This window comes from Oryzobacter terrae (assembly GCF_042756445.1).
GTDB classification, from domain to species: Bacteria; Actinomycetota; Actinomycetes; order Actinomycetales; family Dermatophilaceae; genus Oryzobacter; species Oryzobacter terrae.
The window spans coordinates 622819-634904 of record NZ_CP170578.1 but is presented as its reverse complement, the minus strand read 5'-3'; the positions used below and the strand labels follow the sequence as shown (position 1 = coordinate 634904).

Genomic DNA, 12086 nt, shown 5'->3' with positions numbered 1-12086 from the left:
CGCGTCGGGGGCCGTCACGGGAGGCCTGCGCGTCCGCGGGCGGCCCGTTGGCGGCGGGCGGGAGGTGCGGGCCGGTCCGGGGGCGGTGCGCGCGGGGCGGCCGGGGTCCTAGGGTGGCGGCATGGCTACCGAGGACGAGTTCCACGCCGCGGCCGAGGACGTCAAGGCCCTCCCCGCCGACCCGGGCAACGACACCAAGCTCCAGCTCTACGCCCTGTACAAGCAGGCGACCGAGGGCGACGTCGCGGGCAAGCGCCCCGGCTTCACCAACCTCGTGGGCCGCGCCAAGTACGACGCGTGGGCCGAGGTCCAGGGCATGGACGCCGAGCGCGCGCGGGCGGAGTACGTCGCCCTCGTGCGCGGCCTCGGCGGCTGACGGCTGCTGGGTCCGCCGCACCCGTTCGTCAGCGGGCTGCGACCGGCACGCCCGGCCCCGTCAGCCGCGGGGGAGTGGCGTGACGAGGTGGACCCAGCGCTGGGTCACCTCCATCCCGACCTTGAGGTAGAGGTCGAGGGCGCCGGTGCGCGAGTCGGTCGAGAGCTCGCTGTGCTCGGCACCACGCTCGCGGGCCCGCGAGAACGCGTCGGCGAGGAGTGACTGCGCCAGCCCGCGTCCCCGGTGGCCGGTGTCGACGGCCAGCTGGTGGACGTAGCCGTTGGCCTGGCTGTCGAGGATCGTGAAGCACGCCCCGACCACCGTCCCGTCGTGCTCGACGACGCGCAGCTGCCACGGCTGCGCCCCCGGCCGGCGCACCGTCGTCGCCGCCCAGTCCTCGAAGGACTCGCGCTCGCGGCCCTCCCACTCGCAGAACGCGACCTGGATGACCTCGTGGGCGGCGGCCTCCCGCTCGGCGGTGTCGCCCGTGGCGATCTCGTAGCCGGGGGGCAGCGGCCGCTCGGGCACCGAGCGGCCGTCGGGCAGGGTCAGGACCCACGCGGTGTGCCCGACCCCGTAGCCCCGGGTCTCGAGGAACCGGTGGCCCGACGACCCCTCGGGCAGGCTCTGGCCGAGCGACCTCGCGCCGAGCTCGGTGGCCCGCCGCTCGGACCACGCCACGAGGAACGGCCCGATGCCGCGGCCGCGTGCGTCGGGGTGGACCGCGGCGTCGCGGTGGGTCCCGCCGCGCGAGACCTCGGCCGACGCGACGATGACGCCGTCGGGGTCGAGGACGGCGACCGTGTCGGCGGCGAGGTCCATGCTCGGACGGGCCCAGTCGCCCGCGATGTCCTCGGGCTCGATCGCGAGGACGCCGGCGTCGGCGACCTCGGCCTCCCCGTGGACGCGGAACACCCCGTCGAGGTCGGCGGGGGTGACGGGGCGGGCCAGGTGGCCCTCGGGCAGCGGGGGGAGGGCGTCATCGGTCACGACGGCCAGCCTGCCGGGTGCCGGGGCCGCGGCGCACCTGGTTTGGCGGACGAGGTGCCGGACGCGACGGCTTGACGTCCGGCGTTCCGCGGTATGCAATATATCGCGTGCCGCTGCCCACGACCGCCGAGCCCCGCCGCCGCGCCCTCCTGCGGGACGAGGTCTTCGGCCGCCTGCGCGACGCCATCGTCGACGGCACGCTCTCCCCCGGGGAGCAGCTGCGGGACGCCGATGTCGCGACGTGGCTCGGGGTCAGCCGCACGCCGGTCCGCGAGGCGGTGCTGCGGCTCGGCGAGGCCGGTCTGGTCCACGCCGAGCCCGGGCGCTCGACGACCGTCGCCCACCTCGACCCCGCCGCCGTGGCCGACGCCCGTGCGGTGGTCGCGGCGATGCACCGGCTCGCCGTCGCCGAGGCCGTCGAGCGCCTGTCGGTCGCGGACCTCGAGACGATGCGCACCGCCCACGAGCGCTTCGAGGCCGCGGTGGCCACGGGCGACGTCGTCGCGGCCCTCGATGCCGACGACGCCTTCCACGCGGTGCCCGTCGTCGTCGCGGGCAACCGGGCGGTGGCGGCCGTCCTCGACCAGTACACGCCGGTCGTCCGCCGCCTCGAGCGGGCGCGCTTCGGGTCGAGCGAGGCGCACAGCTCGGTCGACCTCCACGTCCGGCTCCTCGACCTCTGCGAGGCCGGTGACGCCGAGGGCGCCGCCGGCGTCGCCTTCCGCACCTGGCAGTCACTCGGCTCCTGACCGCCGGGCGCCCCCGCCCTCCGACCCCACCCACCGGCTCGCCCGCCCCGCCCGAGAGGACCCCCATGAGGCTCCACGAGATCCCCCGACACCCGTTGACCTTCGGACCGAGCCCGGTGCACCACCTGCGCCGGCTCAGCGACCACCTCGGTGGGGCGCAGGTGTGGGCCAAGCGCGAGGACGTCAGCAGCGGGCTGGCGCACGGCGGCAACAAGATCCGCAAGCTGGAGTACATCGTCCCCGACGTCCTCGCGAGCGGTGCCGACACCCTGGTCTCCATCGGCGGCTACCAGTCGAACCACACGCGCCAGGTCGCCGCGGTGGCGGCGCACCTCGGGCTGAAGTGCCGTCTCGTGCAGGAGAAGTGGGTCCCGTGGGACGACCCGGTCAACGACAAGGTCGGCAACATCCTCCTGTCGCGGATGATGGGCGCCGACTCACGCCTCGACCCCGCCGGCTTCGACATCGGCATCCGGGACTCGTGGAAGGAGGCCCTCCAGGAGGTCGAGGAGGCCGGCGGCACGCCGTACGCGATCCCTGCCGGGGCGAGCGAGCACCCCCTCGGCGGGGTCGGGTTCGCGAACTGGGCCTTCGAGGTCGCCGAGCAGGAGAAGGCGCTGGGAGTCCACTTCGACACGATCGTCGTGTGCACCGTCACGTGCTCGACCCATGCCGGGATGGTCGCGGGCTTCGCGGCGCTCGAGGACCTCACGGGTGTCCGGCGTCGCGTCATCGGCATCGACGCGAGCGCGACGATGGACAGGACCCGGGCGCAGCTGGAACGGATCGCCCGCAGCACGGCCGAGGTCATCGAGCTGGGCCGCGACCTGCGCGACGACGAGTTCGAGCTGCTCGGCGACTGGGCCGGCGACCTCTACGGCATCCCCGTCGACTCGACGATGGAGGCCATCCGGCTCGGCGCCGAGCTCGAGGCGATGATCACCGACCCCGTCTACGAGGGGAAGTCGCTCGCCGGGCTCGTCGACCTCGTGCGGACCGGCGACATCCCGCGCGACAGCACGGTGCTCTACGCCCACCTCGGCGGCCAGCAGGCGATCAACGCCTACCACTCGCTCTGGCCGTGACCGGCTCGTCGGCTGGGCGGCTGACCCGGCTAGCGTGAGGTCCATGGCCGCCTCGCCGCTCGCCCTGGTCCGCCGCCCCGGCCCGCGCCTCGCTGAGGGCATCGTCACGCACCTCGACCGCGAGCCGGTCGACCTCGACCTCGCCCGCGCGCAGTGGGACGGGTACGTCGCGGCGCTGCGCGACGCCGGGTGGGAGGTGCGGGAGGTGGCGCCCGCCGACGACTGCCCGGACGCCGTGTTCGTCGAGGACCCGGTGGTCGTCCAGGGCGACCTCGCCGTCCTCGGTCGGTCGGGCGCACCCGAGCGGCGGGCCGAGGCCGAGGGCGTCGAGGCGGCGGTGCGCGAGGTCGGCCTGCGCGTCGTGCGGATCGAGGCGCCCGGCACCCTCGACGGTGGCGACGTCCTGCGGGCGGAGGACACGGCGTACGTGGGGCTCGGCGGACGGACGAACGGCGAGGGCATCCGCCAGCTGGCGACCCACCTGCGCGAGTTCGGGATCCGCGTGCAGGCCGTCCCGGTCACCCGCGCCCTCCACCTCAAGTCGGCGTGCACCGCACTGCCGGACGGCACCGTCATCGGCTGGGGCCCCGTCGTCGACGACCGGGCGGCGTTCCCCCGCTACGAGGACGTCCCGGAGGAGGGTGGCGCCCACGTGGTCCGCCTCGCCGACGACCACCTGCTCATGGCGACGAGCGCCCCGCGCTCCGCCGCGTCGTACCGGGACCGCGGCTACCGCGTCACGGAGGTGGACGTCTCCGAGTTCGAGAAGCTCGAGGGGTGCGTCACCTGCCTGTCGGTCCGGATCCGTGGCTGAGGTACCCGGGCTGCCGGCCGGAGCGGCCGGACCGGCCGGACCGTCCGGGCACGGCGCGGACCACGTCCTCGACGACGTCGCCTGGCACGCGCTGTCGGGCCCGCAGGCGCACCTGGCCCTGGCGGCCGGCGGCGGCGTGGCCCGTCGGTACCCCGAGGACGTCGGCCCCTTCGTCGGCGTGGAGCGCCTCGACACCGCCGGCTGGACCGCCCTCGCCGAGCTCGTCGGGATCGGTGGGGTGGCGGTCTTCCTCCGCGGTGAGGTCGGGCCCGCCCCGGCGGGGTGGACCGAGCTGCTGCGCGAACCGGCCACGCAGTACGTGGCGGGTCCCGAGGTGTCGGTCGACCGGGGAGGTCGGGGCGAGGTCGTCGAGCTCGGCGCGGCGGACTCTCCCGACATGGTCCGGCTGACCGCCGAGACCGAACCCGGGCCGTTCGGCCCGCGGAGCCACCTCACCGGGAGGTGGTTCGGCATCCGGCGCGAGGGGCGGCTCGTCGCGATGGCCGGCGAGCGGATGCGGGTGGACGGCTTCGGTGAGGTGTCCGGCGTGTGCGTCGACCCGTCGGTGCGCGGTGAAGGGCTCGGCGCGGTCGTCACCTCGGCCGCCGCCGACGCCATCCGCGAGCGCGGCGACCGCCCGATGCTGCACGTGCGCGAGGGCAACGCCGGAGCGCACCGGCTGTACCGGCGGCTCGGGTTCGAGGTGCGTCGTGAGGTCGTCGTCGCCATCCTCCGCTTCGACGGCGTGTGACGAGCGCGGCGCGGTGATCGTGACCTAAGCGGCTGTGGGAGAGCCGTTCTCGGGCGGTGGGCTGTCAGTGGTCAGGTCTAGCGTTGGTGTCATGCAACCGGCGATCCCGAGTCTGAGCCAGGTGCGTGAGGCGCACCCGGACGAGCTCGCGGTGCTGCTCTCGACCCTGGGTGTCGACGACGTGCGGGCGATGGGCCGCGAGCCGTTGGACGCCGTGGTGGTCGCCACGCAGAAGGTCGCATCGTGGCTGCACGCGGTCCAGGCCGCGTCGCTCGACCGGTTCGCCGAGCTGGCCGCCGACGACCTGGAGGTCCACCTCGGGCAGCGGCGAGCCGAGCGTGCGGACCGGGGCGCGATCGAGAGGGCAACCTCGGCGCGGGTGGTGCCGGTGCCCGAGCCGGACGCGATCGCGGCGTCGTCGCTGGCACCCCTGCTGAACATCTCCCCGCGCACGATGCGCACCCGGCTGAACCGGGCCCGGGTGCTCGTCGAGCTGCCGCGCACGTTCGACGCCGCGCTGGCCGGGGTGCTCGAACCCTGGCGGGTCGAGGGGGTCGTCGGCGCCGCTCGTGATGTGTCGCCGGAGCGGGTCGCGGAGTTCGAGGCGCGCCTGGACGACCGGGACGTCTCCGCCCTGCCGAAGCCGCGGTTGGTGGCACGGGCGCAGCGGGCGGCGGCCAAGGCCGACCCCGACGGCGCGCAGCGGGCCCGCACGGTGGCGCCGCGCCGGCGAGGACTGCGGTGGGCTCCCTCGGAGGTGCCGGGACTGATGAGGTGGACCGCCGACCTGCCCGACGAGACCTCCCGCTCGCTGGCGGCGTCCGTCGACGCCCTGGCGCAGGAGTACCTGTCCGCCGACGCCCACCGCCGCGCCCGGGGCACCGGACCGGCTGGGCCGCGGTTGACGGTGGAGGCCGCCCGCGCCGACGCCCTGGCCGACCTCGCGATGGCCAACGCCCGCGTGCAGGCCGTCGTCCAGCTCGTCCTGCCCGCCGCCACCGCCGCCGTGCCCACCCTGGTGGCCCGCCGCGCCCGCCGCGACGTCATCCGCGACGCGCTCGACGCCACCTCCGACGAGGTGCTCGTCGACCTCGTCGCCGGCGCCGTCACCCACGACACCCTGGCCGGCGGGGAGGCCGAACGCGCGGTCGGGCTGGTGCTCGGTGAACACCTCGAGGTCGACGGCAACCCGTTCCTGTCCCGTACCCGCTCGGGAGCCGGCCACCGCGCCGGCGACCCACCACGCGGTGCCGATGGCGCCGTCGGCGGGTGGGTGGAGGCCCGTGGAGGTGCGGTCGTCGAAGATCGGGTGTGGTTCGTCGACGGACTGGTCGAGGCGCGGGGCACCACCGGGCTCCTGCCCGCGCAGGTCACCGCACGCCTCGAGCACCCCGACACCCGGGTACGCATCACCGGTGGTCCGCCCGGCAGCGCCGACGGACCACCTGAACGGCGCCGCACGTACCGCCCCGGCAGGGCCCTCGCCGCCCGGGTCCGGGCGCGCGACGGACAGTGCCGCTTCCCCGGCTGCTCGGTCCCCGCGGCACGCTGCGACCTCGACCACGTCATCGCGCACCCGGTGGGGGAGACCGTCGAGGCCAACCTGCACTCCCTGTGCCGCGCCCACCACGGCTTCAAGCACCACGCCGGCTGGACCGTCGCGATGACGGACGGCGGCGAGTTCACCTGGACCGCCCCCACCGGCCGCACCCACACCACCACGCCCGCATCGGCACGCGAGCTCGCGGCGTGAGCCGCGGCGCGCGGCACCGGCCGGCGACCGTCCCGCATCGTGGGTCAGGGGCGCGCGGGGGTTGGCCGGGCAAACCCCCGTCTGGCACAGTGACACCGTGCGTCTCGGACACCTCCTCCTCCTTCGCTGCCGCGGCGGGGCCTGAATCGGCCGCCCCTCGTCGCGGAGTTCCTGCTGCACCCGGCCGGGACCGAGCAGACGAGACGAAGGCGTGAGTTGACGTGATCCACCCCCAGCAGCCCTCCGGGATGCCGACGCAGAAGTACGTACCGTTCCAGGACCAGATCGAGGTCCGCCTCCCCGAGCGCACCTGGCCCGACCAGGTCATGACGAAGGCCCCGCGCTGGTGTGCGGTCGACCTGCGCGACGGCAACCAGGCGCTCATCGACCCGATGGACTCCGAGCGCAAGATGCGGATGTTCAAGCTCCTCGTGAAGATGGGCTACAAGGAGATCGAGGTCGGCTTCCCGAGCGCGAGCCAGACCGACTTCGACTTCTGCCGCGAGCTCATCGAGGGCCACCACATCCCCGACGACGTGACGATCCAGGTCCTCACCCAGTGCCGCGACCACCTCATCGAGCGCACCTTCGACGCCATCCGCGACAGCAAGCAGGCGATCGTCCACTTCTACAACTCGACGTCGGCCCTCCAGCGCCGTGTCGTCTTCGGGATGAGCGAGGAGGGCATCATCGACATCGCCCTCCAGGGAGCGCGGCTGTGCCGCAAGCTCGAGGAGACCGTCCCCGAGACGACCGTCTACTACGAGTACTCGCCCGAGTCGTACACCGGAACCGAGCTCGAGTTCGCCGTCCGCATCTGCAACGAGGTCATCGCGGTCATCGACCCGACCCCTGACCACAAGATGATCGTCAACCTCCCCGCGACCGTGGAGATGGCGACCCCCAACGTCTACGCCGACTCGATCGAGTGGATGGTCCGCCACCTCGACCGTCGTGAGTCCGTCGTCGTCAGCCTGCACCCGCACAACGACCGCGGTGAGGGCGTCGCGGCGGCCGAGCTCGGCTACCTCGCCGGCGCCGACCGCATCGAGGGCTGCCTCTTCGGCAACGGCGAGCGGACCGGGAACGTCTGCCTGGTGACCCTCGGCATGAACCTGTTCAGCCAGGGCATCGACCCCGAGATCGACTTCTCGGACATGGCCGAGATCCGGCGCACCGTCGAGTACTGCAACCAGCTGCCCGTCCACGAGCGCCACCCGTGGGGCGGCGACCTCGTCTACACGGCCTTCTCCGGCTCCCACCAGGACGCCATCAAGAAGGGCCTCGACGACATGGACCGGCGGAGCTCGGCCGCCGGCACCGACATCGACCACCTCGAGTGGGGCGTGCCCTACCTGCCGATCGACCCCCACGACATCGGGCGCTCCTACGAGGCCGTCGTCCGGGTCAACAGCCAGTCGGGCAAGGGCGGGGTCTCCTACCTGCTCAAGGCCGAGCACGGGCTCGACCTCCCGCGTCGCCTCCAGGTCGAGTTCAGCCACGTCGTGCAGCGGCGCACCGACTCCGAGGGCGGTGAGCTGTCGGCCGACCAGATCTGGCAGATGTTCGGCGACGAGTACCTCTACGGCGAGGTCGAGGCCGAGCGCTGGGGTCGCTTCGCCCCGGTGCGCTCGAGCATCATCGGCGCCGACGACGGCCAGGACCGGATCGAGGCCACCATCCGCGACGGCGGCAAGGAGGTCGACGTCTTCGGCCAGGGCAACGGCCCGATCGCCGCGTTCATCGAGGCGCTCCAGCCGCTCGGCATCGACGTCCGCGTCCTCGACTACGCCGAGCACGCCCTGTCGGCCGGTGGCGACGCGCGGGCGGCCGCGTACGTCGAGTGCGCCGTCGGCGAGCGCGTCCTGTGGGGCGTCGGGCTCCACGAGTCGATCGTCAAGGCCTCGCTGCGCGCCATCCTCTCGGCGGTCAACCGCGCCGAGCGCGACGCGGAGGTCGTCGCCTGAGCCGCGTCCTCGCCTGCGGGCTCGCGACGGTCGACGTCCTCCAGACCGTCGAGCACGTCCCGGGTCCGAACGAGAAGGTCACGACCCTCGACACGCTCGTCGAGGCCGGCGGTCCCGCGCTCAACGGCGCGGTGACCGCTGCCCTCCTCGGGGTGCAGGCGCGGCTCGTCACCGCGGTGGGCGTGGCGGGACTGGGTGCGGTCGTGCGCTCGGACTGCGCGGACCACGGCGTCGACCTCGTCGACGTCGCCCCGGCCGACTACGCCGTCCCGGTGTCCACGGTGCTCGTCACGGCGAGCACGGGGGAGCGGGCCGTCGCCTCGCGCAACGCGGCCGACGCCACCGGCTGGCCGGTGCCCGATGACGACGTCCTCGCCGCGGCCCTCGACGGCGTCACCGCGGTCCTCGTCGACGGCCACCACCTGCCCGTCGGGGTGGCGGTGGCAGCGGCCGCGCAGGCCGCCGGCATCCCCGTGCTCCTCGACGCGGGGTCGTGGAAGCCGGGGCTCGAGGCGCTCGTCGCGCACGTCGACGTCCTCGTGGCCTCCGCCGACTTCCGTTCTCCCGCGGGTGACTCGCTTCCCGAGCTGCTCGCCCTCGGTCCGAGCTGGGTGTCGCGCAGTGCGGGCGGCGAGCCGGTGACGTGGCTCGCGGCCGACGGCTCCAGCGGGGAGGTGCCGGTGCCCGTGGTGGACGTCGTCGACACCCTCGGTGCGGGGGACGTCCTCCACGGGGCCTTCCTCGCGGCCATCGGCGAGCGCGGGACCACCGACCTCCCTGCGGCCCTGGCCTTCGCCGTCGGTGTCGCCGCGCGCTCCGTCGCCGCCCCCGGCGCGCGTGGCTGGGCCCGGCCCACCCCCTGAGGGAGCGGGCCGGGCCCGATCGCGGTGCGGCTCAGTGCGACTCGTTGATGTCCTCGAGGACGTCCTTGAGCTTCGGCAGCACCGTCGAGTTGGGCGCCACCGAGTTCCGCGTCGTCTCCGCCGCGAGGACGAAGGCGCCGACGGTCGTCTCGCTCGTGCCGTTGCCGTCGGCGTCGAGCGGCTCCGCCAGCCCGACCGAGCCGCTGGCGACGTTGAGCCAGAGGGTCAGCAGGTGCGAGTCGAAGGTGTCGCGCTTGGACGTGTTGTTCTTCGGCCACAGGACCGTCGCGCCGTTCTCGACGGTCGACAGCGCCCGGTGCTCGTCGAAGACCGTGCTGAGCGCGCGGACCGTCGAGAGCAGGCACAGCCGCTCGGCATCGGTGTGGCGGGCGACGATCCGGCGGTAGTCGGTCTGCCACCAGCCGAGACCGCCCGCGTCCTGGCTCGTCCCGAGGACGACGACCGTCCCGGTCCGGGTCGGTGAGACCCCGCCGTCGTCGTCGGTGACCGCGACCTCGAGGGTGTGCGTGCACGCCTTCGTGTAGGTGTGGGTCGCCGCGTCGGTGACGGAGCGTGGCTGGACCGTCGGGCTCGCCGCCGGGTCGGCGCCGGGCGGGTTCACCAGGCTGGTGTGCGACGCGGTCGCGCCGTCACCGAACGACCACCCCGTGGTGAGGTCGTCGCTGCCGGGGTCGGTGGAGTCGGCCTCGAACGTCGCCGGGACGCCCTCGGTGACGAAGAAGATCGTCTGCCCGTTCCACGTCGTGGCGCCCGAGGTGTCGAGCGTCGCCGTGGGCGCGACGTTCGTCACGGGTGCCGTGGCACCCGCGGCGCCGGAACCGCCGTCGTCGTCGACGACCGTCACCGACACCGGGAACGACCCGTTGTCGCCGTACGTGTACGACGCCGTGAAGGTGGCGGTGACCGGGCCGGGCCCACCCGGGGAGACGTCGACGGTCTGGCCGCCCGGCGTGCCCTGGACGGTGCCCCAGTCGATGGTCACGGTGTGCGTGTCCAGCCAGCCGGGGTCGGAGAAGCTGCCGGAGACGGTGACGGTGCCGCCTTCCGCGACCGCGGCGACGGGGTCGAGGACGACGCTCGGGGCGCCGTTGGTCCACGTGGCGGTGAAGCCGACGGAGCCGGTCTCGCCGAGGGGGTCGGTGGCGGTGATGGTCACCGGGACCGAGCCGTCGTCGCCGCGGGTGGCCGACCACGACCACGTCCCGGCGCCCTTGGTGACGGTGCCGGTGGTGGCCGTGAGGGTGACGTCGTCACCGTCGGGGTCGCTCCACGTGCCCGTCGCCGTGACGGCGCTGCCCTCGGGGGCGCTCGCCGGGGCGGCGTCGAGCGTGACGACCGGCGGCTCGTTCGCGACGTTGACCGCCGCGAGGAGGTCGATCCGCGGGGTGGTGACGTTCGACCCGCCCGACGGGTAGGTGATGCCGACGCCGGTGTCGCGCAGGTCCTGCATCAGGTCGCCGACCCCGCGGGTCGGGGCGTTCTGGCGCAGCACGGCGAGGGCCCCGGTGACGTGCGGCGCCGCCATCGAGGTGCCGTTCATGCTGTCGAAGGCGTCGTCGGGGACCGAGGAGTCGATGCCGCTCCCGGGGGCGAACACGTCGAGCAGCGAGCCGCGGTTGCTGAAGCCGGAGATCGTGTCGTCGTCGACGGTCGAGCCGACGGTGAACGCGGTCGAGATGCAGCCGGGGCGGGAGACCGACGCAGGGTGCGAGTCGTTGCCGGCCGAGATGACCGTCGCGACGCCCTGCGCGAGCAGCGTGTCGATCTGGGTCTTGCGCGCCTCGCCGTCGCAGGCGGCACCGAAGTCGCCGCCACCCAGGCTCATGTTCGCCGCGACGACGTTCCAGCCGGGGTTGGCCGTGTCGAGGGCGGCCAGCTCGTCGAGGGCGTTGATCTGGTCGGACGGGTACGACGACACGCACGGGGCCCCACCGGGGCAGTCGGCGGCGTCGTTGAACCGGGTGAAGACCTGCATCGCGATGATGTCGGCGCCCGGCGCGACGCCAGCGGCCGGGGCGCCCGCGACACCGGCGCCGTTGCCGGCGGCGATGCCCGCGACATGGGTGCCGTGGTCGCAGATGTTCGTCGTGCCGTCGAGGCACGCCGCGAGGCCGTCGACGTCGGCGCTCGTGTCCTCGGTCGTGCCGTCGGGGCACAGCGACTGCTCGGTGGCGTCGCTCGGCGTCGAGGAGCAGTACTGGGCGACGACGCGGCCGCCGAGGAAGGGGTGGTCGACGTCGACGCCCGTGTCGAGGACGGCGACGGTCGCCCCGGCGCCGGTGACCCCGCCGGCGTGGACGTCGTCGGCGTTGATGACGGGCAGGCTGCTGTCGAGGTGGACCGGCTCGGGGATGTCGAGCTGGACGGACCGCACGTGGGGGGCCTTGCGCAGCGCCGCGATGGAGCCGCGGGGCACCTTCGCCACGAGGTGGGGGGTCCGCTTCATCGTGCGGGTGACCTTGCCGGTCCTGCGCACCTCGCGGGCGACGCCTGTGGCGCTGGCGACGCGGTCGTAGGTGACGATGACGCGCACGGTGTCCGCGCTCGCCACGGAGACCGGCGCGGGCCTGGGGGTGAGCGCGAGGGCACTCGAGGCCGGGAGCAGCGCGCCGAGGACGGCGGCGGCGACGGCGGTGAGGACGGTCATCGCCCGGACAGGGGTGGACGAGCTCATGGGGTCTCCCTCCGATGGGCGTGCGGGACGCACGCGCTCATGA

The 12086-nt window shown here is 74.3% G+C and carries 10 protein-coding genes; 8 read left to right on the top strand and 2 right to left on the bottom strand.

All coding sequences use genetic code 11. The annotated features are described in order from the left end of the window. The first annotated feature begins 121 nt into the window (after positions 1-121). Positions 122-376, top strand: coding sequence for an acyl-CoA-binding protein (locus ACFWN3_RS03005; RefSeq protein WP_377643299.1), 255 nt, complete (start codon positions 122-124; stop codon positions 374-376). Positions 377-436: 60 nt separating this feature from the next. On the opposite strand, the gene ACFWN3_RS03000 is transcribed toward ACFWN3_RS03005, so the two are convergent. Next, positions 437-1366 (bottom strand): GNAT family N-acetyltransferase, encoded by a 930-nt coding sequence (locus ACFWN3_RS03000; RefSeq protein WP_377643297.1) that lies wholly within the window; start codon positions 1364-1366, stop codon positions 437-439. Between the two features lie 107 nt (positions 1367-1473). On the opposite strand from ACFWN3_RS03000, the gene ACFWN3_RS02995 reads away from it, so the two are divergent. The 7 genes from ACFWN3_RS02995 to ACFWN3_RS02965 all read left to right on the top strand — a co-directional run bounded on the left by ACFWN3_RS02995 (position 1474) and on the right by ACFWN3_RS02965 (position 9348). Beyond that, positions 1474-2115: a GntR family transcriptional regulator gene (locus tag ACFWN3_RS02995; RefSeq protein WP_377643295.1), complete on the top strand. Its 642-nt coding sequence runs from the start codon at positions 1474-1476 to the stop codon at positions 2113-2115. A 65-nt stretch (positions 2116-2180) separates the two neighbouring features. Next, a complete protein-coding gene (locus tag ACFWN3_RS02990) occupies positions 2181-3200 on the top strand; it encodes a 1-aminocyclopropane-1-carboxylate deaminase (RefSeq protein WP_377643293.1) in 1020 nt (339 codons plus the stop codon). Positions 3201-3243: 43 nt separating this feature from the next. Beyond that, positions 3244-4014: a dimethylargininase gene (gene ddaH / locus ACFWN3_RS02985; protein WP_377643290.1), complete on the top strand. Its 771-nt coding sequence runs from the start codon at positions 3244-3246 to the stop codon at positions 4012-4014. Further along, positions 4007-4765, top strand: a complete 759-nt coding sequence (locus tag ACFWN3_RS02980; protein ID WP_377643287.1) for a GNAT family N-acetyltransferase — start codon at positions 4007-4009, stop codon at positions 4763-4765. Before ddaH ends, ACFWN3_RS02980 begins: the two co-directional genes overlap by 8 nt. Positions 4766-4856: 91 nt before the next feature. Continuing rightward, a complete protein-coding gene (locus tag ACFWN3_RS02975) occupies positions 4857-6518 on the top strand; it encodes an HNH endonuclease signature motif containing protein (RefSeq protein ID WP_377643285.1) in 1662 nt (553 codons plus the stop codon). Positions 6519-6739: 221 nt separating this feature from the next. Next, on the top strand, positions 6740-8485 hold the full coding sequence (leuA, locus tag ACFWN3_RS02970) for a 2-isopropylmalate synthase (protein WP_377643283.1): 1746 nt from the start codon (positions 6740-6742) through the stop codon (positions 8483-8485). Further along, positions 8482-9348 carry a PfkB family carbohydrate kinase gene (locus ACFWN3_RS02965; protein ID WP_377645513.1) on the top strand — a complete coding sequence of 289 codons (867 nt, stop codon included), beginning with the start codon at positions 8482-8484 and terminating at the stop codon, positions 9346-9348. Before leuA ends, ACFWN3_RS02965 begins: the two co-directional genes overlap by 4 nt. Before the next feature lie 31 nt (positions 9349-9379). Here ACFWN3_RS02965 and ACFWN3_RS02960 read toward each other — a convergent pair whose 3' ends face one another. Further along, the gene (locus tag ACFWN3_RS02960) at positions 9380-12043 is read right to left on the bottom strand and encodes a S8 family serine peptidase (RefSeq protein WP_377643280.1); all 2664 of its coding nucleotides are present in this window, start codon (positions 12041-12043) and stop codon (positions 9380-9382) included. Positions 12044-12086: the final 43 nt, after the last annotated feature.